Source organism: Ruegeria sp. HKCCA6837, from assembly GCF_013034475.1.
Taxonomy (GTDB): domain Bacteria; phylum Pseudomonadota; class Alphaproteobacteria; order Rhodobacterales; family Rhodobacteraceae; genus Ruegeria.
The window spans coordinates 59,553-83,775 of record NZ_WQGD01000019.1; the positions used below are offsets into that span (position 1 = coordinate 59,553).

Annotated in this window: 20 protein-coding genes; 13 read left to right on the top strand and 7 right to left on the bottom strand. The window is 57.4% G+C overall.

Going from position 1 to position 24,223, the window contains the following annotated elements; translation table 11 throughout:
* Positions 1-38: 38 nt before the first annotated feature.
* The 3 genes from GOV91_RS19765 to GOV91_RS19775 form a co-directional block, all read right to left on the bottom strand.
* On the bottom strand, positions 39-653 hold the full coding sequence (locus tag GOV91_RS19765) for a polysaccharide biosynthesis/export family protein (RefSeq protein WP_171236712.1): 615 nt from the start codon (positions 651-653) through the stop codon (positions 39-41).
* A gap of 116 nt (positions 654-769) precedes the next feature.
* Positions 770-3,223 (bottom strand): tetratricopeptide repeat protein, encoded by a 2,454-nt coding sequence (locus GOV91_RS19770; protein ID WP_171236713.1) that lies wholly within the window; start codon positions 3,221-3,223, stop codon positions 770-772.
* A 72-nt stretch (positions 3,224-3,295) separates the two neighbouring features.
* The gene (locus tag GOV91_RS19775) at positions 3,296-3,979 is read right to left on the bottom strand and encodes a sugar transferase (RefSeq protein WP_171236714.1); all 684 of its coding nucleotides are present in this window, start codon (positions 3,977-3,979) and stop codon (positions 3,296-3,298) included.
* Between the two features lie 655 nt (positions 3,980-4,634).
* Here GOV91_RS19775 and GOV91_RS19780 point away from each other — a divergent pair.
* From GOV91_RS19780 to GOV91_RS19795, 4 genes are read left to right on the top strand one after another with little or no spacing between them, the layout of a single operon-like run.
* A complete protein-coding gene (locus GOV91_RS19780; protein ID WP_171236715.1) occupies positions 4,635-5,492 on the top strand; it encodes an ExeA family protein in 858 nt (285 codons plus the stop codon).
* A gap of 1 nt (position 5,493) precedes the next feature.
* Positions 5,494-7,026, top strand: coding sequence for a lipopolysaccharide biosynthesis (locus tag GOV91_RS19785; protein WP_171236716.1), 1,533 nt, complete (start codon positions 5,494-5,496; stop codon positions 7,024-7,026).
* 31 nt (positions 7,027-7,057) lie between these two features.
* Positions 7,058-7,891 carry a CpsD/CapB family tyrosine-protein kinase gene (locus GOV91_RS19790; protein WP_171236717.1) on the top strand — a complete coding sequence of 278 codons (834 nt, stop codon included), beginning with the start codon at positions 7,058-7,060 and terminating at the stop codon, positions 7,889-7,891.
* Positions 7,869-8,756: a glycosyltransferase family 2 protein gene (locus GOV91_RS19795; protein WP_171236718.1), complete on the top strand. Its 888-nt coding sequence runs from the start codon at positions 7,869-7,871 to the stop codon at positions 8,754-8,756. Before GOV91_RS19790 ends, GOV91_RS19795 begins: the two co-directional genes overlap by 23 nt.
* Positions 8,757-8,824: 68 nt before the next feature.
* Here GOV91_RS19795 and GOV91_RS19800 read toward each other — a convergent pair whose 3' ends face one another.
* On the bottom strand, positions 8,825-9,361 hold the full coding sequence (locus GOV91_RS19800) for a VPLPA-CTERM sorting domain-containing protein (protein WP_171236719.1): 537 nt from the start codon (positions 9,359-9,361) through the stop codon (positions 8,825-8,827).
* A 601-nt stretch (positions 9,362-9,962) separates the two neighbouring features.
* On the opposite strand from GOV91_RS19800, the gene GOV91_RS19805 reads away from it, so the two are divergent.
* From GOV91_RS19805 to GOV91_RS19820, 4 genes are read left to right on the top strand one after another with little or no spacing between them, the layout of a single operon-like run.
* Positions 9,963-10,955: a UDP-glucuronic acid decarboxylase family protein gene (locus GOV91_RS19805; RefSeq protein WP_254440725.1), complete on the top strand. Its 993-nt coding sequence runs from the start codon at positions 9,963-9,965 to the stop codon at positions 10,953-10,955.
* Positions 10,956-10,962: 7 nt separating this feature from the next.
* On the top strand, positions 10,963-12,474 hold the full coding sequence (locus GOV91_RS19810; protein WP_171236720.1) for a hypothetical protein: 1,512 nt from the start codon (positions 10,963-10,965) through the stop codon (positions 12,472-12,474).
* On the top strand, positions 12,471-13,496 hold the full coding sequence (locus GOV91_RS19815) for a glycosyltransferase (protein WP_171236721.1): 1,026 nt from the start codon (positions 12,471-12,473) through the stop codon (positions 13,494-13,496). The genes GOV91_RS19810 and GOV91_RS19815 overlap by 4 nt, the downstream gene beginning before the upstream one ends.
* 14 nt (positions 13,497-13,510) lie before the next feature.
* Positions 13,511-14,413: a sulfotransferase gene (locus tag GOV91_RS19820; protein ID WP_171236722.1), complete on the top strand. Its 903-nt coding sequence runs from the start codon at positions 13,511-13,513 to the stop codon at positions 14,411-14,413.
* Between the two features lie 126 nt (positions 14,414-14,539).
* Here the strand turns inward: GOV91_RS19820 and GOV91_RS19825 are convergent, their stop codons facing one another.
* The 3 genes from GOV91_RS19825 to GOV91_RS19835 all read right to left on the bottom strand — a co-directional run bounded on the left by GOV91_RS19825 (position 14,540) and on the right by GOV91_RS19835 (position 19,227).
* Positions 14,540-15,349, bottom strand: a complete 810-nt coding sequence (locus GOV91_RS19825) for an FkbM family methyltransferase (RefSeq protein ID WP_171236723.1) — start codon at positions 15,347-15,349, stop codon at positions 14,540-14,542.
* 65 nt (positions 15,350-15,414) lie between these two features.
* Positions 15,415-17,379 carry a hypothetical protein gene (locus GOV91_RS19830; RefSeq protein ID WP_171236724.1) on the bottom strand — a complete coding sequence of 655 codons (1,965 nt, stop codon included), beginning with the start codon at positions 17,377-17,379 and terminating at the stop codon, positions 15,415-15,417.
* Between the two features lie 363 nt (positions 17,380-17,742).
* A complete protein-coding gene (locus GOV91_RS19835; protein WP_174836822.1) occupies positions 17,743-19,227 on the bottom strand; it encodes an NAD(P)/FAD-dependent oxidoreductase in 1,485 nt (494 codons plus the stop codon).
* A gap of 650 nt (positions 19,228-19,877) precedes the next feature.
* On the opposite strand from GOV91_RS19835, the gene rfbF reads away from it, so the two are divergent.
* From rfbF to GOV91_RS19860, 5 genes are read left to right on the top strand one after another with little or no spacing between them, the layout of a single operon-like run.
* A complete protein-coding gene (gene rfbF / locus GOV91_RS19840; RefSeq protein ID WP_171236725.1) occupies positions 19,878-20,651 on the top strand; it encodes a glucose-1-phosphate cytidylyltransferase in 774 nt (257 codons plus the stop codon).
* Positions 20,633-21,718 carry an NAD(P)-dependent oxidoreductase gene (locus GOV91_RS19845; RefSeq protein WP_217352044.1) on the top strand — a complete coding sequence of 362 codons (1,086 nt, stop codon included), beginning with the start codon at positions 20,633-20,635 and terminating at the stop codon, positions 21,716-21,718. Before rfbF ends, GOV91_RS19845 begins: the two co-directional genes overlap by 19 nt.
* Positions 21,715-22,947: a class I SAM-dependent methyltransferase gene (locus GOV91_RS19850; RefSeq protein ID WP_171236726.1), complete on the top strand. Its 1,233-nt coding sequence runs from the start codon at positions 21,715-21,717 to the stop codon at positions 22,945-22,947. Before GOV91_RS19845 ends, GOV91_RS19850 begins: the two co-directional genes overlap by 4 nt.
* The gene (locus GOV91_RS19855; RefSeq protein ID WP_171236727.1) at positions 22,947-23,825 is read left to right on the top strand and encodes an NAD(P)-dependent oxidoreductase; all 879 of its coding nucleotides are present in this window, start codon (positions 22,947-22,949) and stop codon (positions 23,823-23,825) included. The genes GOV91_RS19850 and GOV91_RS19855 overlap by 1 nt, the downstream gene beginning before the upstream one ends.
* A 32-nt stretch (positions 23,826-23,857) precedes the next feature.
* The gene (locus GOV91_RS19860; protein ID WP_171236728.1) at positions 23,858-24,223 is read left to right on the top strand and encodes a GtrA family protein; all 366 of its coding nucleotides are present in this window, start codon (positions 23,858-23,860) and stop codon (positions 24,221-24,223) included.

Consider the following 24,223-nt stretch of genomic DNA (forward strand, 5'->3'; position numbering starts at 1 on the left):
ACCATCCTGTTTCCGGATTTTCCCACCTGTATCAGCCCCTATTCGAACAAGCGGCGTGATGGCACGACAACCACGTCTCCCGATTTCAGCACTGTTGTGCCTTTGATGCCGCTGCCTGAGCCCTTGTAGTTATAGATATATGTGTTCATTGCGCCTGACTGGCTGTCGGCGCGGCGCAGTTCTATGCGCTTCTGAGCCGCAAAGTTCGTCAGGCCCCCGACCTGAGCCAGAAACTGCAGAATGGTTGTGCCCTCGGTTGCAAGATGCCTTCCGGGCGCCCCGACCTCACCCATTGCGAAGACATCAATTGTTGGTCCGGTTGGGGCAAGCCCCCCTTGTGTCAGTGGCGGTGGGGCAAGCGAAGCGATCGAGATGAAGACAGTTGGCGGAGAGTTGAAGTTCGATGCCAGCGCCGAGGAAAGAGAAGAGCTGAGCCCGGCTGTTGATTGACCTGCGGCCCGAATCGATCCGGCCAGCGGGAAGTTGATGGATCCATCCGGCAAGACCAGGGTCGTTCGGTTGAGGGTGGGATCTTCCAGAACCTCAACCTGCAGGGCGTCGCCTGGCTGGATTTGGTAGGACTGAGCCCAGGCGCTGGTCGCCACAACCATGGTGACGACAAGTGTGATCAGGGATCCAAGTACTGTCCGCATGTTCAAATCTCTCAACTTTTCCTCTTTTATTACTCTTTCCCGATAACGAAACAATCTGTGCTGCGTTCACGGGGTATGAGATGCGGCAGAAATGCCGCGGACTCCAACCCGGGTGTTTACTGCCCGGGGAGCTCCGCTGCACTGATCCGTTCGATTTCGGCCTCCAGCGAGGGGGTCACGCTCAGAGGGATGTTGGTGTTCAGGGCGGCCTGAAAGGCGTTCAGTGCCTCTTCCTTGCGACCGATCGCGTCATAGGCCTTGCCCAGGTGGTACAGAACCAGCGGGTGATCCGGTATCGCCTGCGCTGCGGGTTCCAGATATTCTACAGCTTCGTCGTAATTCCCCAGCCGATAGGCGATCCAGCCATAGGTGTCCTGAAACGCCGGTACGCGGGTGCCGCGCAGACGGCGGGCCAGAACCTGCGCGCGCTGCAGACTTTCGTCATCGCTGCGATATGTGGTCAGCAGACTTGCCAGATTGTTTGCGATGACCATGGAGCGACCGGTGAGCGGGTAAAGCTTTTCATAGACCGCGATTGCTTGATCCAGATCCCCGGCGCGTTCGTGATCCGCCGCCTGCAACATCAGAAGATCCGGGCTGTTCGGCAGCGCTGTCAAAGCATTTGTCAGGGTTTGCCGGGCTTTTTCAGGCGCGTTCTGTTCGCTCAGCAATGCATGAAGTGCCAACCAGGCCCGTGTCGTATCCGGGTGGTCTGCGAGGATCGCGCGATACATCTGCTCGGCGCTGTCGCTCTTGCCCTCACCAGCCAGAGCATGCGCCTTGAGCAGGCGCAGCGGCACCGAGCCAGGGTTCTCTTCCAGCAGCTGATCAAGGCGGGCAAAGGCGGCTTCGGTCTCATTCCGGGCCAGAAGGGACCGGATCAGCGCGATATCCGCCGGCAAGCCGAATTCGGGGTCATTTGCCAGCTGATCCAGGAATACCGTCAGGTCATCGGCGCGGTCCTGCGCAGCCAGCATATGCGCCCTGAGCTCATTCGCCAGACGACGCGTTTCCGGGGTGCCCATGCCGCCCAGTGATTGCTGTACCGCGCGGGCGCGATCCCAATCCTGCATTCTGAGGTAGACCTCACCCAGCAGAAACAGAAGTTCGGCTTGTTCTACATCCTGACGTAGGGAATCGGTCAGAACACGCTCGGCGATTTCCAGATCATCCTCTGCAATCAGAAACCGGGCATAGCGCAGCGATTCTTCCGGCCCGTTGCGCGAGACTTCGATTGCCAACGCCAGCATTTCCCCCATCAGTTCCCGGTCGCCGTTGCGTTCATGCGCATGGGCCATCAGGGTCATCAATTGCGGATCCCGGGGCGTTTGGCCAAGTGCCTCGCGCAATTGCACGATGGCATCGCCGGTCTTGTCCTCGTCAATTAGCCAGGACGCTTTGAATTTCAGCGCACCCACCTGGGTGGCGTCTTCTTCCAGCACCTTGTTGATCAGGGTCTTGGCCTCGGCGGGTTTGCCAGTCTGGAACAGCATGCGGGCATATTCAACCTCGCTTTCGCGGGTCTGGATGTTCCGGTCCGCACCTTCCAGAAGCTCCTGCATTTCGGCAATCGCCGTTTGCGTATCGCCCATGCCGAATTTCAGCGTGGCCCGGGCGGTTTTGAGTTTGGGGATATTGGCACCGTTTTGGGCGATGATCGCATCCAGTTCGGCAATTGCCGCATCGATGCCGCGATATTCCCCCAGAAACGCGATCAGCCTCTGGGTTGGCAGATACTCTTCGGATTGCGCGTCCACCTCGGCCCGCAGCATCTGCTCGGCCGCCCCCAGATTGTCCCGGCCGATATAGTGCTGGACCAGCAATTGTTCGATGCCTTCATCATCGGGGAACAACAGCGCCATCTGTTTGAGCAGCGCCTCGATTTCGTCGGGTTTGTCCAGCTCCTGCAGCGCGCGCAGCCGGATTCCATAAAGGTTTTCCCGTTTTGGCGCGATGTCCAGGGCCGCAGCGGTTTCCTCAAGGACGACCTCCCAGTCCAGCTTGCGGATATGGTGGTCAATCACGACCTCGCGCGCGGACATCAGCTCAGGGTTTGTTTCGATGAATTTGCGCGCCGTATGAATGGTGAAGTCCACATTGGCCGCATCGCCATTTCTGACCGCTTCAGTATAGGCCAGCGTGTTGTTGATGGACTTGATCGTCACATCATCCGGCGCCAGTTGCGCCGCCGCCGCGCCATGTCGCCGGACATCTTCCCAATTGCCCGTTTCCAGTGCCAATTCCGCCAGGCTGCGCTGCCCTTCCAAGCTGTCGGGGTATTGCTCGACCAGCCGCAGATACTGGCTGTAGGCGATGGGAATATTGCCCCGTTCGCGTTCCAGCCTGGCAAAGGTCAGCCGGGCCTCTTTGTGGCGGCCATTCAGTTTGAAGACATTCCTGAATTCGATCAGCGCGCGTTCGACATCGCCCTCTTCCAGGTGGGCCATCCCAGCCTGAAAATGGGCCTCGGCGCGTTCTTCGGCTGTGTCACACGCGCTTAGAAGCAGGGCCGAGATAAGCAGGACGACGACCGCCAAGCCTTTGGTGATGGCGTTCCCGGCTCTGCTCATTCTAATACCACTCCCGCGAAATTCAATTTTCGGTCAATGTGTTCGGAGGTCTGCCTTGCGTCTGCCCCGATCTCAACAGCCGGTGCAACGCAGGATAACAAAAACGGTTCGACTTAGAACCGAAAGGTCGGTTCCGAATGACATGTTCCTCCAGTATTCGGTATCGTGATGCGCGCGCTCGGCAAAAGAGGACTGATTACGTTTGGAGACCTGCCAGAACCCGGTAATGCCGGGGCGCATGGAATAGTAGAGCTCTTCAGGGTAGAGGCGCTGCTGGTTCACCATCATCGGGCGGGGGCCGACCGTGGACATTTCGCCGACAAAGACGTTCCAGAATTGCGGCAGTTCATCCATTGAGGATTTGCGCAGGAATGAACCAAATTTGATAATGCGCGGGTCATCACGGAGCTTCTGGTTGCGGTCCCACTCATCCCGGGCCTCGGGGTTGGATGCCAGATGTTCTTTAAGCACCGCCTCGGCATCATGTACCATTGTGCGCAGCTTGATCATTTTGAAGATCTTGCCGTTCTTGCCAACCCGCGGCTGACGGTAAAACGGGGTCACGCCCTGACTGGCCAAGAAAATGGCCAGAATAAGAACCAGCGGTACAACAAATGGTGCCGCAAGCAGCACAAACGCCAAATCAAAGACGCGCTTGCCAACATTTCTGTAAAACCCCCGGTATTCCGCCGTGGTCGGCATAACAGAAATATTAGAGTAGCCAGGGTCGGCTACTTCTTTCGAATGACTTGCCACTATTTAAAACCCCCAGCACACACAATAACCAAGAACCACCTACCAAATTCAGGAACCGACTACGCTCTACCTCAACTTATATATAAAAACTTCTATATTTTTTATGTTTTACGCGGTTCTGCCTTTACAAACATATCGGCAACCCCCCTGCCTGCAATTGTTAACAAATTCTGGTCAGCTTGCAAAACATTAATCCCCGCAAGGCTTCTATCAGTCGATAAAAGGCGAGAGCGGTTTCACCCCGGTGGGACCCAAACTGGGCCAAGGTCCGGTGAGGGTTTTGGAGCTTCTGTTGCGCATTGTGATACAATGTAGGTGCTTTGGGGGATTTGGCGCGATAAGGGGGGCAATTGAAAACGCGCGGAGCATTTCCCGGCATCGCTCATGCCCGGCTTGTTCAGGCGCATTTCCAAGGGGTTTGGCGGAAACAATCACGGGCAATTATCGCAATTGAAAGGACCACAAGATCAATTCATTGCGTGTGAAATTTAGTACTGCTTGTTATCTTGATTTTGTGGCAGAGTGGTGCCCAAGTACTTTTGGTTTATGTGATACGTACGATATGTAAGGATTTCTGGTGGTTCAGGGTGTGGGTTTGGGTAATCTCCGAGGAGCCAGGGCGAGGTTTGACAAGGCGGAAGGCAACCGTGGAGCTATGGCGTCCAATGACGGGTTTTATCTAGATTTCTTCGGGCTTGACCGGCGGCCTTTCACGCTGCTTCCGGATCCCGGCTTCATGTACTGGTCTCCGCTGCACAAGCGCGGCTATTCGGTCCTGCAATTCGGCATCATGAGCTGCGCGCCGATTACGGTACTGACGGGCGAGATCGGGGCGGGAAAAACGACGCTGATCCAGCACCTTCTGAGCGAAATGGAGCATTCGATCACGGTCGGGTTGATTTCGAACGCGCAGGGTGATCGCGGAGAGCTGTTGCAATGGGTGCTGCATGCACTGGGCCTGCCGATCGAAAAGGACGCGACCTATGTGCAAATCTTCCGGACATTGCAGGATTTTCTGATCTCGGAATATGCCGAAGGACGGCGCGTGGTGCTGATTTTCGACGAGGCGCAGAATCTGACGGTCGAAGGTCTGGAAGAAATCCGCATGCTGACCAACATCAACTCCAACACGGATGAGCTGATCCAGCTTGTTCTGGTCGGCCAGCCCGAGCTGCGCGAGATGATTCTGGACCCCAAGATGCGCCAGCTGACGCAAAGGGTGGCCGCAAGTTTTCATCTGGAACGGATGGATGAAAAATCGGTTGAATGTTATATCAGGCATAGGATGAAGACCGCCGGCGGGTCGGGCGAAGAGTTCACCGACGACGCCTGCAAGCTGATTTTCCAGCAGACCCGCGGCGTCCCGCGCCTGGTGAACCAGTTCTGCGATTTTACCCTGCTCTATGCCTGGACAAACGAAACGGACAAGGTGGACGAAGACGTTGTGAACCAGGTGGTCGATGATGGCGTATTCTTTGGCGGTAACTCACTTGAGAAGGAGCTGACGGTCTGACATGAGTCCCGCTCGTTACTATTTCTCTATTTTCATGAGGCGGTTTCCGTACTTCCTCATCGTGGCCACGATTGTATCGGCCATTTCGATTTCTATCGCGATGACCTTGCCACCCACCTATGTTTCTCAAATGCGGCTGATTGTTGAATCGCCGCGGATTGCGGGAAATCTGGCTGCAAGTACCGTTACAACAACTCCGTTTGAGCAGCTTCAGATCGTCGAGCAGCGCCTGCTGACACGACCGGTTCTGCTCGACATCGCGCGCAAGTTCGAGGTGTTGCCTGATGCCACTCCGGATCAGATGGTCACAGAATTGCGCATAAAGACCAATACGCGCATCTCTTCCGGTCGTGGCCAAGCGAATCTGATGACCATCACATTCGAAGGCAGAAGCGGCAAGATCGCGGCGGGTGTGCTGAACGAATATCTGACGGAGATTCTGAAGCTTGATGTGTCGTACCGCAAGGAACGGGCGTCCGACACGCTGGAGTTCTTTGAACAGGAAGTGGACCGTCTGGGGGCGGAGCTCGACAGGCGCAGCAGCCGGATTCTCGAGTTTCAGAATGAAAACTCGGGCGCTCTGCCCGCCAGTCTGCAATTCCGTATGGCGCAGCAGGGGGCTTTGCAGACAAGCCTGCAGCAGACCGATCAGCAGATTTTCTCGCTGCAGACCCAGCGTGAAAAACTGCTGGAGCACTATAACACGACGGGTCAGATCGGGACTGTCGGACAGCAGCCACAGACCCAGGCGCAGCAGCAGCTGCGCCAATTGCGCAACCAGCTTGACAATAAGCTGGGGGTTTATTCGGAAAGCAGCCCGCAGATTAAGCTTTTGCGGGCTCAGGTCGCCCGTTTGGAGGAAGTTGTAGCGACCGAGCAAGCGTCCAATACCACTGCATCCAGCGCTCAAACGGGAAACTCGACACTTGATCTCCAACTGGCTCAGTTCGATTCACAAATCGCCGCCCTGGAAGACCAGCGCGCTGTGACGGAGGAAAGTCTTAATAAGGTGACGCTGACAATCGATCAGACTCCGGCCAACGCGATCACACTGGCCGAGTTGCAGCGTGATCATACGAATATCCAGAACCAGTATAATACGGCCGTTGCCCGTCTGGCGTCGGCCTCAACCGGAGAACGGATCGAGGTCACGTCCCAAGGACAGCGGATTTCGGTGGTCGAACACCCCTCTGAACCCACTACACCGACCGGGCCCAACCGGTTGTCGATCGCCGGTGGCGGTACAGCCGCCGGTATATTGATGGGCTTGGGACTTGTTGTTCTGTTGGAGCTTCTGAATCGGGCGGCACGCCGACCGGAGGATTTGATCAAGAAGCTGGATGTCTGGCCGATCGCGACCATTCCCTATGTACGGTCCCCAGGTGAGGTGGCGACACAGCGACTTGTTTGGACGATGGTTATCCTGGCTATCCTGGTGGGGGTGCCCGCAAGCGTGTGGGCCGTGCATACCTATTATCTGCCGCTGGATCTGATCGCAGAGAAGGTGATCGACAAGCTGGAGGTATATTGGTGATTTCCGTTCTGACTAAGGTAGGGAGGCTATAATGGACCGTCTTCAGCAGGCGATTCAAAAAGCCCGTAAGGAACGCGACAGCCGCCATCCCCAACCGGCGGTGCCGCGCGAAGATCAGCACCCTGTTCCGGAAGACAGCCCACGCGATGAAGATTTCTGGCTGACCCTGCCGGAAATCAGTATCGAGCCACGCCTCATATCCCGTAACCGCCTGATGTCATATAGCGGCGGCCCGGACGCAACATCCTATGACATGTTGCGGACCAAGATGCTGCAGCAAATCATCTCCAATGGCTGGCGCCGGGTGGCGCTGACCTCTCCTTACAGTGGATGCGGCAAAAGCACGGCGGCGGCCAATCTGGCCTTCAGTCTGGGGCGGCAGGAAGATTTGCGCACGATTGTGATTGATTTTGACATGCGGCGCAGGGGGTTGGCTGAGATACTCAAGCAATCCGGCAGCCACAGCATGGCTGATGTCATCAAGGGGAAAGTGCCGTTTCACGAGCACGCTCTGCGCCACGGCAATAATGTGATTTTTGGACTGAACTATACTTCGACGCGCAACCCTGCGGAAATTCTGCAAAGTCGCAAGACAATCGAATTTCTGGAGTGGCTCGAAGCGGAATACAAACCTGATATCATCCTCTTTGATACGCCGCCATTGATGGCCAGTGATGACAGTCAAGGGTTTCTCAGGAATGTAGATTGCGCCTTGCTTCTGGCGGCCGCTGACGAGACCAGTATCGACCATATCGACGTCGCCGAACGGCAATTGGCGGAACTCACGAATGTCATGGGGATCGTTCTGAACAAGTGTCGTTATATCAGTGGAACGTTCGGCTATGAGTACGGTTCCTACTACTGATGTGACTCCGGTTGACGCGGTCATCATCCCTCATTACAACGACCCGGCCAGGCTGGAACGATGCCTGCGGGCGCTTGGGGAAAACGATCTGACGGCGACAGAGATTGTCGTTGTCGACAATAATTCGCCCGCTTCACTGGATGATGTGCAGCAGGCCTTTCCCGAAGTGCGCTTTGTGGTGGAAGCCCAAAAGGGCGCAGCCCATGCCCGCAACCGTGGGGTGGCGGAAACCACCGCGCCGCGACTTTTCTTCATTGATGCCGATTGCGTGCCTGCGTCCGACTGGCTGAAGGTCGGGCGTCAGATCGCGGACCGGGCCGATCTGATCGGCGGCCGGGTCGATGTATTTGACGAGACCCCGCCCCCGCGCAACGGGGCCGAGGCGTTCGAGGCCGTTTTTGCATTCAACTTCCGCAGGTATATCGAGGTTCAGGGGTTTTCCGGAGCCGGAAACCTGCTTACCCGTCGCGATGTGTTTGATGCAATCGGCGGGTTCATCAACGGCGTCTCGGAAGACCGGGAATGGACCATGCGGGCGGTAGCGCATGGTTATAGCCTGATTTACGAGGACGGGTTTCGGGTCAGCCATCCGTCACGACAGGATTGGGCGGCGCTCAGGGCAAAGTGGCGGCGAACAACACAGGAAGCCTATCAATTGCACGGAACGAGCGCTGCCGGGCGCCTGCGTTGGGCGCTTCGTGGGTTGGCCATGCCAGCCAGCGCCGTTGTTCATACCCCCAAAGTCATATCCAGCGACAAGCTGACGTCGACAGGCGAGGTTTTGCGGGCGATCTCGACATTGTTCCGGCTTAGATGTCAGCGCATGGTCTGGATGCTGCGCCAGGCAATCGGCGGCACGATCTGACCCCTCCAAATGAAAAGAGGCCGCTTGCTGCGGCCCCTCAACCCATGGATTGGGATCGTGTGCTTTGTTCAGGCTGCCGCTGCTTTGCGGCGCCGAACCAGGCCCAGACCGCCAAGCGCGGTCAAGAGTAACAGACCACCGGCTGGCAGAGGCACTGCAGCCACATCAAAGTCAAACGTGACGCCCGGTGAAGATGCGGCCCAGCTGAACACGAGGTTCTGGCTCAGGGTGTTCGGGTTCGAAGCGCTGAAGATGGTATTCAGCTTGGTGGTCACATCACCCAGAATGGCCGTGGTGGCCAGGACATTGTTCGGATTGTTGGCGTCGACCCAGCTCATCGTCAAGCCAGCGGGGAATGCCGCATTCAGCAGGCGCAGGGTGATCGAGGCCCCTGCATTGCCAAGCACCGGTCCGCTCGGAGATGTGAAGTTGACCGAATAGGTTCCGCCACCGCCTAGGCCGGTGTCAACCGCGCCAAAGAACAGATTGTCGGATGTAATGTCATAGCTGCCGCCAGCGGAAACATGCGTCAGCGCACTGGCCGACCCGGCCATGAATATCGCGGTGACAAGGCCCGCAGCCATCAGTCTCAAAGTTCCAAGCATAAAAGTCCCACCTTCCAGCCTTCACACACAATCCACGCGCAGCTTTGGCGTGGCACCAATTCTTTAACAGTATTACTGTTTTTCGTTTGATTACTAGGGGTTTTTTGCGGAATTGGGACATTTTTGCGGCGGATGGGCCCGCTTTTCAGAACAGCGCCATGTGTATTTTGCGGTTTGTTTCGATTTGGTGAACGTAAACCCGAGCAGATGCGCTTCTGCCCCCGAATAATGTGTGGTGCGATTGAGAATCTATCAGCGACTTGCCGACACCCGCGCGGTAATATTCCGGGCCACACGTGTGTGTGCCTTGTGCAAATCAAGAAACAATCCCGTGTAACCGGACGCACTATTCATGGCCAAAATTTAACACAGGACCTGTAGATCACGCTTAACAGGAAAAAGGTGCAAAACGGCAGGCTTGCCATATTTATCCTTCGACGATGGGCAAGTTTCGTGTAGCTTTCGATATGTTATTGTTTCAAGTTCAGGCACGCATTCCAGATCGGGATTTACAGTTCGGCCGTTTGTTTGCGGTGCCTGCCTATTAACGAGGAGATGGTTCGAATGGGCGTTGGCCAGAACATAGCCGCCGGGTACGCTGATGAACGCGTCTGATTTTGATCCCTATGACATGAACCTCAACGCAAAACGGGTCCTGGTGACCGGTGGCGCCGGCTTTCTGGGCTCGCATCTATGTGCCGCCCTGCTGGAACGCGGATACGAGGTTCTGTGTGTCGATAACTTTTTTACCGGCCGGCGGGGCAACCTGCGCCATCTGCTGAACAACCCCCGGTTTGAGGTCATGCGCCATGATGTGACCTTTCCGCTTTATGTCGAGGTGGACGAGATTTACAATCTGGCCTGTCCGGCCTCGCCCTTCCACTACCAGCACGATCCGGTGCAGACGACCAAAACGGCCGTGCATGGTGCGATCAACATGCTAGGGCTGGCCAAGCGGGTGGGCGCGCGGATCCTTCAGGCCTCGACCTCGGAAATATATGGCGATCCGCAGATCCACCCGCAGACCGAGGCTTATGTGGGCCACGTCAACCCGATCGGGCCACGATCCTGCTATGACGAAGGCAAGCGCTGTGCCGAGACGTTGTTCTTTGACTATTACCGCCAGCACAACCTGCCGATCAAAGTGGCGCGGATCTTCAACACCTATGGGCCGAACATGCATCCCGATGACGGGCGCGTGGTGTCCAATTTCATCATGCAGGCCCTGAACGGAGAGCCGATCACCATTTACGGCGATGGCAGCCAGACCCGGTCCTTCTGTTTCGTGTCCGATCTGATCGACGGGCTGATCAAACTGATGGAATCCCCCGAGGACGTGACCGGCCCGATCAATCTGGGCAACCCGGTGGAACTGAGCATCCGCGAACTGGCTGAAGCCGTGATCCGCCTGACCGGATCGAAATCGGAACTGGTGCAGCGCCCGCTACCGCAGGACGATCCGATCCAGCGCCAGCCGGACATCACCCGCGCCCGCGAACAGCTGGGCTGGGCACCGCAGGTGGCGCTGGAAGACGGGCTGAAGGCCACCATTGCCTATTTCCAACGCACAGCCGTGGCGATGCAGGAGCTGTAGGACGGCAATGACCGCGCGGCCCGCATCCGGAAGATCACCCCGACGGCTCGGGGCCATTCTTCTGCTTGCCGTGACGGTGGTCATTTGCCTGGCGGTTCTGATCATCAACCGCGGGCCGCTCTATTATTTCGACACCGGAGGCTATTTCCGGCAGGGCGATGCGGCGTTGTCCCTGATCCTGCCTGCCCCGGAAAAGGATGGTCCGGTGATCGAGGCTGGCGCGGGTCAGACGAAAGACCGGGTCGAAGAAGACGAGACGACCAGCGGGTCGCGTTCCATGGCCTATGCGTTGCTGGTTGCGGCCTTCTGGCGGGCCGACGCGCTAGTCGGGGTCGTGGGCGTGCATCTGGCGCTGCTGTTGCTGGCGGTCTGGCTGGCCATGCGGGCGCTGCAGCGCACCGCGCAAACCGGACGAAATACGTTGCAATTGGTGACCATTCCCTTGCTGGTCGCCGGGACGACCTCGCTGCCGTTTTACATCGCTTATATCATGCCGGATATTTTCACATCGGTCTTGCTGATCCTGATTGCAGGGATTGTCGTGGCGGGCCGCCAGATGCGCCTGATGGAATGGCTGGCTGCGCTGGCCCTTGCGGCCTTTGCGGTGGTTCTGCACCCTTCTCATCTGGGCATCGCAGTGCTGATGGTGCCCTTTGTCGTGCTGGCCGCCTTGCTGCGGCTGGGGCATGGCCGGTGGTTGGCGGCGGGGTTTGCCGTCTGTCTGGTTGTGGTGGCGCTGGCCGAACGCAAGGCGTTCGTGGTTGCAACGGAAAGCGTTGCGAAAAAAGAAGTCATCCACACCCCTCATATCACGGCACGGCTGATCGTGGATGGACCCGGCATGGCCTATCTGGACGATGTCTGCCCCCGTCCCGATCTGGCAACCTGCGCCCTGCACGAGGCCCTGTCGTGGTCCGATGATCCTTATCGGCTGACTGCGGCGCATATCATTTTTGAACGCTCCGAACGGCTCGGATCCTTCCGGTTGATGCCGGTCGAGGATCAGCAGGCAGTGGCGGCCGAGCAACGGGCGTTCTTTCTGCAGGTTCTGGCAGCCCGGCCATTCGGAACGGTATTTGCGCTTGGCGAAAATGCGATGACGCAGCTTGGCATGAACAGTGTCAGGCAGACCATTCCGAACGAGGCGGTCATCCGAAATGCGAAATCGCTATCAGGATTGCCGGCGGACAAGCTTGCGGTACTCGACGGGATTGTGCTGACACGCGACTATTCCTGGATCGGACCGGCAAATGCCATCCACGCGGCGATCTACCTGGCTTCCTTCGGGATCATAGCCGTTTTGCTGCTGTGGCCCGGGCGGGTTGCGCCATCGCTGAAACTTTTCGCCCTGTTCATCCTGATCGGAATTGCCGTGAACGCGCTGGTCTGTGGCGGTGTCTCGCAGCCGGCGGATCGCTATGGTGCGCGCGTCATGTGGTTGCTGCCCTTTACAGCGGCCTTTCTTCTTCTTGTTCAGCGGGCTCCCCTGCCACGCTCTGGTATCGGAGAAACCTTGTGACTTCAGATCAATCCCTGTCCATCAGCGTGGTCATGCCCGCCTATAACGCCGAGCATCTTCTGCCCCGCGTGCTGACGCCCCTGATTGACATGCTGAATGCCGGTCAGGTGCAGCAGGTTCTGGTCGTGGACGACCAGTCGCCCGACGGCACCGCCGCGCTGGCGCAAAAGATGGGGGCCACGGTTCTGACCACGCCGGTCAATGGCGGCCCGGGAGCGGCGCGCAATCTGGCCGCCGAACAGGCCACGGGCGACATCCTGTGGTTCGTGGATTCCGACGTCATCGCCTGGCCCGATGGTCCGGACCACATCCGCCGCGCCATGTCCGAGGACAATGTCGGCGCGGTGTTCGGATCCTATGATGATGCGCCGGACGGGCAGGCCTGGTTTTCACGCTACAAGAACCTTCTGCACCGCTACCACCACCAGCGCGCCCGGCGCGAGGCACGGACATTCTGGGCGGGCTGCGGGGCCATCCGGCGCGATGTATTCCTTGAGGTTGGCGGGTTCGATGTGAAAACCTATGAGATTCCCTCGATCGAGGATATCGAACTGGGCTACCGGATCGCCGAAACCGGCAGGCGCATTTTGGTCGAGCCGCAATTGCAGGGCAAGCACCTGAAGGTTTGGACCATGCTCAACAGCCTGAGTACCGACATCTATTGCCGCGCCCTGCCCTGGTCCCGGCTGATGATTTCGCGCGAAGGGCTGACCGACGACCTGAACACTTCGATGATCGAGCGGCTGCGGGCCGGGCTGGCCGGGTTGCTGATCCTGTCGGTTCTGGCGCTGCCCTTCTGGCCTGGGCTGTGGCCCGTGTCGTTGGTGTTGCTGGGGCTGGCCTTTGTCGCAAATTACGATCTGGCGCGCACCATGGCCGGGCATGGCGGGCCGTGGTTTGCGGTCAAGTGCATCCTCTATCACCAGTTTTATTACGTCTATTCCGCCAGCGTCTATGTCTGGTGCCTGTTTGAATATCACGTGCTGGGGCAGAAGCAAAAACTGCAGGTCACACGGAACTAGGACAGGGCGTGCAGATGACCGGATTGCCTGATTTCCTGATCATCGGTGCCGCGCGTGCCGGAACCACGGCTCTGCACAGTTATTTGCGGCAGAACCCAAGTGTCTTCATGCCCTCGGCGAAAGAACCGAACTTCTTCAGCTTTGAGGGGGAGGCGCTGAACTGCAAAGGACCAGGGGCAGATTACATCAATAATTCGGTGGTCGATATCGAAACGTATCGCGCCCTGTTCGCCCCCGCCCCCGCAAACAGCATATGCGGCGAAGCCTCGCCGCTGTACCTTTATTCGCCCAAAGCCCCCGAGCGGATTCACCATCACATCCCGCAGGTGCGCATGGTGGTGATCCTGCGCAATCCGATCGATCAGGCGCTGTCCCATTATCTCTATGCCGTGAAACAGCGTATCGAGCCGCTGGACGATTTCGCCGCGGCGCTTGACGCGGAAGAGGAGCGGCTGGCTGCGGGGTGGCAGCCCTTGTTCGGATATTCCCGCTTTCCGCGTTATGCCGAGCAGTTGGCGCGCTATTTCAGCCTGTTTGATCGTGACCAGTTCCTGATCCGAACCTACGAAGACCTTCAGACGGACCCGCAGGCACTGATTGCCGACATCACCGCATTCATCGGGGCGGATACCGGGTTTCGTCCGGATGTATCCTCGCAGCTCAATGCCGGGGGGGTGCCCCGCAACCGTCTGTTTCAGGATTTCCTGATGAAACCCAATCCGATCACCGGATTGATCGGATATGTCATGCCGCAAGAGATGCGCTGGAAAATCCGGGATCGGCTGTCTCAGTTCAACCTCAAGCGGGGCGTTGAAATGCCGCCCCGGGCCCGCGCCATCTTGCGGGACAGACTGTTGCCGGAAATAGAAATGCTCGAGCATATGCTCGAGCGTGACCTGAGCGCCTGGCGTACTTGATGACCTGAACTTGTACTCAAGACTTCGCGCTAAAGCTAACAAGGCGAATTCAACATGTCAGAGGTCGCGCGGGTGCCAGCCGTACCTCGCGGCTTGCGTGACATAGAAATTGCATCTGGTGCCGTGTCAGAATTGTTTCGCTGGCAGTTGTTCGAACGGCAATTTCTCGATCTGGTCGAAACGCGGGTTGCTTTCATGCACATAGAACGTGTCGTAGAGCGAATTGCGCACGAAGTGGTAGCCATTGGCAAGTAGCAACTCGTTGAGTTCTGGCGTCGGGCGTTCAATTGTCATTGCCAGGAAACGGTATTTGTCGAACGGGAAGTTGCGCATGATGCGTGTTTCAGACCCTTCGACATCCAGGCTGAAATAGTCGATATCTTTGGGGGCATTGTAGCGATCGAACACCTCGTCCAAAGGCACGGCCTCGACCGTGACGACCTTACCCTTTTTCCTGAACTTGGCCAGTTTTGTTGCCCGGCGCTCGGTCATGTTGTCGGCCTCATCCACCAGCAGGCTGCTGCGCTGACCATCGATCATGAATTCCAGCTGGCCGGGTTCGGGGTCGACCGCCAACGGAACCGGGGTGGCCGTGCGATGATGCCAGTTGATGATCTTGTTGTAGTTGACCGGGTTAGGTTCGATCAGAAGCCCGGTCCAGCCATAGTGTTTTTCCAAAGCGAACGTGTTTGAATCGGAAAACCCGTCAGCGGCACCGAGTTCAACGAAGAACCCGTTGCGCTTGCCGTTATAGACCTCGTTGATTACCCAACTGTCCTGGCCCCTGTCCGAGACGCGCTTGGGCAGGTAGCCAAGATTGTTCATGGCAAAGCGGCGGCTTATATTCCGGGCGCTGACCACGCCGATATAGGCAAGATAGGCGGGTTTCTGGAGGACCGGATATGTTTCAACCAGCTTGGTAAGATTCTGCTTCATAAAGTTCTCCACTTAACTGCCCGCTTCTGGTGCCTTGGGCAAATCAACTACTAGACAATCTTTGGCTATCTTAGCCCGACTACTTTCGCGATATCCCAGACCGGATGTGGCGTCTCGCGTACACCCTGCCCGAAAATGGTATCAAGTGGCACACGATAGGCGCGCGCGATACTGATCGGAACGTCGGTGTTCCGGAGATCTTTCTCGTAGATTGCCTGATCTCTTGCCACCAGAACCCAGCCTTCCTCTGTTTCACCAATCACGGTTTCACCTTCTGCCAACGGTTGTGCTGCTGCACGAACGAAATAGTCTGCGATAGAGGGTTCGGGTGTGAACATTCTGGCATGAACATAAACCGACAATCGACCAGCCACATAGCGGTTTTCAAGCTCGGCCTGCGACCAGATTGGTGGAAAGGCCTCGGAAATAAGCGCTTGCACGACGTGGATCTCTTCCAGGTCGGGAAAGGGGGCTGGACCAGTCTCAATGGCAATGCGATGACCAAGATCCCGGGTTTGGGTAAACGGGCGCAATGTGTCGGGCCAACTGATCCATGCGCTGACCGCAAGCCCGGCCAGCGCACATGCCAGCGCAGGCGTCGGGGCCACCTGAACCGGGCGCAACCGCCAAAAGACAATCAAGGGTATGACGGCAGCGGGTGCAAAATGGTGCGGCAGGATACGATAGGCCTGGACATAAAAGAACAGAACATAAGCGATGACCGTCAGTGTCAGTGTCCTGGACAGCCTGTCTTGCCAGGGCCACGCCAGCAAAGCCAGCCCGGGCAGAATCCCGCAAGGCAACAACCAGAACAGAATCCGTCCGGTATCGAAAACCGTAACAAACCGCAGGCGCCGCAAAATGCTGCCCGTATTGAATTCCCTGGATGTGCTTGTCAGCCCCAGCTTTGCCAGCGCTATTTCAACGAGTGATGCCAGGAGCACGATGGCGATGGCAATCCCGCCTCCGACAATCACCTGCCGGACCGGAAACGGCCGGGTCAGAATGAAGTAGGAAATAAGGAAAAAACCGATAAGCAGGATACCGTTTGGCGCAGTCAGCAGGGCCAGCGTGGACACAACCGCCATCCACCCGAACTTCCTTTCGTTAAAGAACAGGATATAGCCCAGCACCCCGAGCAAAATCATCGGCTCGCGCGTCATGGGCAGGGCAATGTCGGCAAAATACGGATAATAAGACGGGTTAAACGCCATCACGAAGGAAAACAGCAGCAGGGCTGCTCCCAGTCCGAGAACGGTCCGTGGGCCAGTGCGCCCTTCGGGAGTGCGCACAAAAGACAGCATGACCCCGAACAGGATGGAAACACCCGGCAGATAGGCAAGGCGGATGGACACTTCATACGGCCCAAGAAACCGCATGAAACCGGCCTGCATGAATGTTTCCGTCACCATTTTAGGGGTTGGATATCCACCAATCGCACCGGAATCCGGCGGCCAGAACGGTAAGCCGCGGGTTGAAAACAGCATCGCGTTCAGAAAACTGTGTGCGCCGTCATCGTTAAGGGCCTCCCAATAGAATTTGGGCGTCATTAAAATCAACACCGCAAGCGGCAACAGGATCATGCCTGCGACATCCCAGCCCCGGCCCTGAAACAGATCCGGGCCGGACCGGGCGGAGATCAGGCCAATGCCGGGCAGGCAGAGCAGAACACTCAGCAATACAAAATCTGTCCCTGTCATCGGAATGCCGCTGACAGTCTGCACCGCCGCCGCGACAGCTGGTAATCCAAACAAAGAGAAAGTGAACCCTTTGAGCAGCCAATGTTCAAAGCGCTCCCCAGGCGCGGCGATGCCCCATGCCAAAAGTAAGCCTGGTGCCAAGAACAGCGCCGAAACCGACATTGCGACCAGTGGAACCCAGATATACAGAAACAGAGCGTTACTTGCGACGAAATACGGCGATGTTCCGCCCGCCAGAGCAGTCTTTCCCGCCAGTTCTGCCGCGACATCCTGGCCAGTCAATGCGATGCTGGCCAGTGCAGTCAGGAATATAAAAAATCGTAATACCATCACATCTTATGCGAACTCATCAAACACGACTGTCAAAGACTACCCCGTGAAAGACACCCTGTCTTTCAGCCGAATGTATGTTTCTGCAATCAACCAATTTGTTGATACCATGTAATCCTCACCAAGTTGCGATTTTTGTCCCAATTAGATGGATTGCATGTGCGATACGTCATCAATGCAGCAAACTTATCGGATTTGGTTGGATTGAGTAAACAAATAGGCTCTGTTCGTAATTAACGTGCTCCTCAATCTGTTCGGGCAACATTACCAAAGCTCCGGCACTTTCCAAAGACAACTTTCCGGGGCCATCCGGCGCAGATGTTCACAGCGACCAAAATCCGCAATCGATGCGACTCCCGGGGATCAGAGCGCGGTGCGTTTACTGAAGCCTTTCTCTAACAAGTTCTTTTTCTTGGGATGGGCCTCAAATTCCTCGTGATAGGATCTCTCGACATTCACATCCCAAATATCGTGGTTTTCACCCATGATATTGCGGGCCGCATACATTGCCGACAGCATCGAATGATCCTGGTTGTTGTAGCGATGCAAACCGTTACGGCCGACAGTCTGAAAGTTCTCAAGCGTCTTCAGCCAGTCACTGACCGTGTCCAGCGCCTCTTTGTATTCGCCATCATAGACAGGATAGGCTTTGGGTTGCCGGATGATGGCGCTGTCGATGACGGTGTCCGCCTTGGCCAGGCCGAGCTTTTCAAGCTCTTCACTGGCAAGCTTTCTCAGATCTTCATCTGAAGACGACCACAGACCATCGCCTTTCTGGCAGAAATATTCCATTCCAATGGATGACGTATCCTGATCCGGCAGCATCTCCTTGGACCAGGCCCGGAAGTTTTGGATGCGCCCGACTTTCACGGTTGGACTATGGATGTAAATCCAGTTGTCCGGGAACGGATCGGCGTGATCCAGGACCAGGGTCACGATCAAGAAATCGCGATAGCGCAAGCGGTCCGCGGCCTCGACAACTTCGGGTGGTGGCGGTGGGTCAAAGGCGTGGATCAGATCGCGCACCGCCATCGAGTTGATGAACTCTTCCCCTTCGACCTGTTCGATGCGTTTTTCAGCATCTTCGGTCCAGTGGCGCACCTCGATCGAGGTCACGCGATTGCCATCGCGGTTCACCTTTACCACTTCGGAATGGGTCTCGACGCTGCCGCCCTGTTCCTTGATTAGATCGCGGGTCTTTTCCCACATCATGCCGGGACCCAGGCGCGGATACTGGAATTCCTCGATCAGGCTGGCGGTGTCATTGGCCCCGGAGATTGCGTTCCAGACGGCCTTGGGCAGCGACAGGTTCTTGATCCGTTGCGCGGCCCAGTCGGCCCGAATTTCAGACGGCGGAATGCCCCAGACCTTTTTGGTGTAGCTGCGAAAGAAATGCAAATAGAGCCGCCCGCCAAAGCGGTTGATCACCCATTCCTCAAACGTGTCCTCCTGCTTTTTGGGCCGGAGTTTCCATTTGATGAAGCTGCCAATGATCTTGTAGGTCTCGTAGGGGCCAATATTGCCGAGAGCGTTGAAGATACGCAGCGGATAATCGTAAAACTTACCGCGGTAGAAAATGCGGCTCTGGCGCTGAACGGTGATGAAATCGTCGCCCATCACCTCGTGCCACATGTCTTCGACTTCGCCGACTTTGGTGAAAAACCGATGGCCACCGATGTCGAAGCGATAGCCCTTGTGGGTTTCGGTTCGCGAGATACCACCAACCATGTCCGAGGCCTCATAGACCTGGGGCACATGTGTGTCGCTCAATTTCTGGAGTTCATAGGCTGCTGTCAGTCCTGCGGGACCACCACCAATGATAACAACGGGAACAATATCTTTTTTCAAATGACTAACATCCGCACTAAAACCACTGCCGTTAAGCTACAGGAGGATACCTGTGATTCACAACAAAATCATGTTAGCAGACCAAAGGGAAACCTTGTTCGTCATAATCTGTCCCTGCGGCTGATGACTGAGCGTATCGCCATTGCCCAAAACCGAGGTTCAGTGCGGCGCCAGAGGATATGCGCAGATCGGCCGCTTCACCGTCGGGAACCAACCAAAACCCTCTGAAAGGCCAGGTCACCTCCATCTTCAACAAAGGGGATGTTTCGCCGCAAATTGTTGAGTATTAAAGATAATTAAAACACCAGGATTGCCCCGATCCTTTCAGAACACGAATGTTAAATCTCTGGCGTTCTCGTTATTGAAAGCTCGGGTTTGCCCTTTTTTGTTTTCTCAGTTCAGAATGCGGCTTCTGGTGAATTTTGATCACACACCCGCATTCCCGGGTAAGTCAACAATACCTTCCAACTACGCATATTGTGTATTCACTGATGCTGGAGCGCCAAGAAATTCGGAACATCCCGACCAATGACTTTGTGAATCTTGACAGGAAACCAACGCTCACGTCCTACTGTTGCGGAGTGTTTGGAGAAAAAAGTCACGTCAGGTTAATTGGTGGCTGACTTCGTTGTTAACGAGGGAGCAATTTTATGAAGTGCGTTATTCTGGCCGGTGGTTTAGGGACCCGGCTCAGCGAGGAAACCGTCAGGATCCCCAAGCCCATGGTCGAGGTCGGGGGCAAACCGATCATCTGGCATATCATGAAGATTTATGCCGCTCATGGCATCACCGATTTCATCGTCTGCCTTGGCTACAAGGGGTACGTGATCAAGGAATATTTCGCTAATTTCTTCCTGCACAGCTCGGATGTCACCATTGATCTGGCTAGCGGCGGGGTTGAGATTGCTAACAGCAAATCGGAACCGTGGCGTGTGACGCTGGTCGATACCGGCGAGGACAGCCAGACCGGCGGGCGGCTGCGCCGGGTCATGCATCTGCTCAAGGATGAAGAGGCCTTTTGCATGACCTACGGGGACGGGGTCGGGAATGTCGATGTTAGTTCGCTGGTCGCGTTCCACAAGAACCACGGCAAACGCGCGACGCTGACTGCGGTGGTGCCGCCGGGACGGTTTGGCGCACTGGAGCTGGAGGGCGACCGGATCGACCGTTTCGCCGAAAAGCCCGGGGGTGATGGCGGCTTTATCAATGGCGGATTCTTTGTGCTGCACCCGTCAGTGGGTGAGCTGCTGCATGGGGATCTGGACATCTGGGAACGTGCCCCGCTTGAGACACTGGCAGCAGACGGCGACCTGATGGCGTTCCGCCACAAAGGGTTCTGGCAACCGATGGATACGCTCCGCGACCGTCGTCAGCTTGAGGAACGCTGGCAGACAGGCAATACTCCATGGAAGGTCTGGGAATGACGCTGGGATCTGCTCCGAAAATCATACTGCTTGGCAATCTGGGCTATATCGGCCCCGTCGTGGCCGCCACCTTGCGGAAATCCTACTCCAACGCCAACCTAATCGGGGTCGATCCCGGGTTTTTCTCGGACCGGTTGACCACACATGATGCGTGGCCCGAACGGGTGCTGAATCAGCAGATCATCGCGGATATCCGCGATATCGACGCCTCGCTGTTTCAGGGGGCCGACGCGGTTGTTGCGCTGGCGGCGGTCTCGAACGATCCGATGGGCGCACGGTTTGAAACCGTCACCACCGAGATCAATCAGGACGCCATTGTTCAGGCGGCGCATCTGGCCGCCGAGGCCGGCGTGTCGCGCTTTGTATTTGCCTCCAGCTGTTCTGTCTATGGCTTCGCCGAAGGCGACGCGCGGTCCGAGGATGCACCCCTGAACCCGCTGACCGCTTATGCGCGCAGCAAGATCGGAACCGAACGGGCGCTGGAGGCGATGAACACGCCGGGCATGCTGCGCACCGCGCTGCGCTTTGCCACCGCCTGCGGGCCGTCGCCCCGGCTGCGGCTGGATCTGGTGCTGAACGACTTTGCCGCCTGCGCTGTTACCGCGGGCAAGATCACCGTCCTCAGCGATGGCAGCCCGTGGCGGCCGCTGATCGATGTGCGCGACATGGCGCGGGCCATCGACTGGGCGATCACCCGGACCGAAGAGGCCGGAGGCCCGTGGCTGGCGGTCAATGCCGGGTCGGATGAATGGAATTACCAGATCCGCGATCTGGCGCAATCCGTGGCCGAAGCGGTCCCGGGGGCCAGCTATTCGATCAATCCCGACGCCTCGCCCGACAGCCGGTCCTACAAGGTCGACTTTTCGCTTTATAAACAACTTGCCCCCACGCATCAGCCGGTCCAGACGCTGGACGGAACCATCCGGGATCTGCTGCAATTGCTGAACGACATCAATTTTGGCGACGCCGATTTCAGATCCTCGCCGCTGATGCGGCTGAAGGCGCTGGAAGAACATATCAACAATGGCACGCTGAGCGAGGATTTGCGCTGGAGGATGCCGCAATGACACAACCCGTTTGCCGCAACTGCGCCGCTCCGCTATCCCTGACATTGGTGGATCTGGGCCTGTCGCCACTGGCCAATTCCTATGTCCCGCCCGAACAGGCGGACACGCCCTGCCCGCGCTATCCGCTGCATGCCCGCGTCTGCAGCACGTGCTATCTGGTGCAGGTCGATGACGCGGTCCCCGCGTCCGAGATTTTCAATGCGGACTACGCCTATTTCTCCAGCTATTCCGAAAGCTGGTTGGCTCATGCCAGAGCCTATGTCGAGAAAATGGTGACCCGCTTTGGGCTGGGGCCGGACGATCTGGTGGTCGAGATCGCATCGAATGACGGGTATCTGCTTCAGTATTTCGTCGAAAAGGGAATCCCCGTCCTGGGGATTGAACCTTCGGGCAATGTTGCCGCTGCCGCCGAGGAAAAAGGCGTGCGGACGCGGGTCGAATATTTCGGTGAGGAAACCGCCCGAAAAGTCGTGACCGAAGAACCCCGGCCCGCGCTTGTCTGTTCCGCCAATGTGCTGGCGCATGTGCCCGATATCCGGGATTTCGTGGCCGGGGTTGCCACGCTTTTGTCCGGTGATGCGGTTTACACGGTCGAATTCCCGCACCTGCTTAACCTGATCAACGAGGTCCAGTTCGACACGATCTATCACGAGCATTACTCCTACCTGTCGCTTCTGGCGGTTGAGGCAATATTTGCCGAGGCTGGATTGCGGGTGTTCGACGTCGAGGAACTGCCCACCCATGGCGGTTCGCTGCGAGTCTTTGCCTGTCTGCAAGGGGCCTCCCATGCCGAAGGGCCGGGGCTGGCCAAGGTGCGGGCGGATGAAGCGGCCGCACAGCTGGACAGGGCCGAAGGGTATCAGGGTTTTACCACCCGGGTCGAACAACTGCGCGACGGGTTGGTCACCTTTCTGGAAGACGCCAAAGCCAAGGGCGAAACCGTCGCCGCCTATGGCGCCGCGGCCAAGGGCAACACGCTGCTGAACTATGCCGGGGTCGGACCCGAGCTGATCTCGTACTGTGTCGACCTCAACCCGGCCAAACAGAACACGCTTTTGCCCGGCAGCCACATTCCCGTTCACGGGGTCGACGTGCTCAGGGATAATCCCCCCGATTACGTGCTGATCCTGCCCTGGAACATCCGTGACGAGGTCACCAAGCAGCTGTCCGACCTCAAAGCCCACGGCACCCGGTTCGCAATCGCCGTGCCGGAGGTCAGGATCAGCTGATGGCACGGGTTTTGCTGACCGGGGTGACCGGATTGATCGGTCGTGCGACAGCTCCGGCCCTGACAGAGGCGGGGCACGAGGTCGTGACGTTGGGCCGCAACCCGGCCTGCGACATCCCTTGCGATATTTTGGATCCCAACGCCACCGCAACGGCCCTTGAGACCGCCCGGGCCAGCCACCTGTTGCACCTGGCCTGGCATGACGGGCCTCGCGACCGCTGGACATCGAAAGCCAATCTGGACTGGATGGCCGCCACGCTGCATCTGGTGCAGGAATTCGCGCGCAGCGGCGGTCAGCGCGCCGTCTGCGCCGGAAGCTGCGCCGAATATGACTGGTCTGTGCCGGAACTGACCGAAACAAGCCCCCTGCGGCCTCGCACCCTGTATGGAGCGGCCAAGGCCGGAACCGGTCTGGCACTGTGCGCGGGGCAGGATGCGCTTGGCATTTCTCTGGCCTGGGCCCGTATCTTTTTTGTCTACGGTCCGGGCGAGCCGCCGGGGCGGCTGTTCGGCGATCTGATTTCCAACCTCAAGGCAGGTCAGCCGGTGGATTGCACCGACGGGGTGCAGGAGCGCGATTTCCTGCATGTCGGCGATCTGGCTCGCGCGCTGTCACAGCTGCTGGACAGCGACGTGACCGGCGCGGCCAATGTTGCCAGCGGCACGGCGATCCCGGTACGGACCCTCGTTGATGAGGTGGCAAAACAAATGCACCACCCTGATTTGATCCGGCTGGGTGCAATTGCGCGCGCTGCAAACGATCCGGACCGTCTGGCCGCGGACGTGACCAGGCTGCGGGAAGAGGCCGGATTCACACCACATCATGACATCGCCTCGGGTGTGGCCGACATTCTCAGGGTCGAAGAGGGACAGATGTGAAGAAACTGCTTGTCCCCCGAAAAAAATCTTTCATGCGCTTCGCTATGGTCGGCGTTTTGAACACGGCGTTCGGCTATGCCCTGTTTACCATTCTGAACCTGTCCGGCCTGTCCCCGCAGGTCGCGCTGGTCATCTCGTTTTCCGGTGGGGTTCTGTGGAACTTCATGACCCATGCCCGGCTTGTTTTCGACACCAAGGGCTTGGGTCGATTGCCTTATTATATCCTATCCTATCTGGTGGTTTATGCCTTCAATGCCTTGTCGTTGGAGAGCCTGCTATCCATGGGGTTTCAGCCAATCATTGCGCAGGGGCTGATCGTCCTGCCGGCCGCCATCCTGGCCTTCATCCTGATTTCCCGAGTGTTGACGGATCGCTTTCCCTGGCAACAGGAGGTGTGA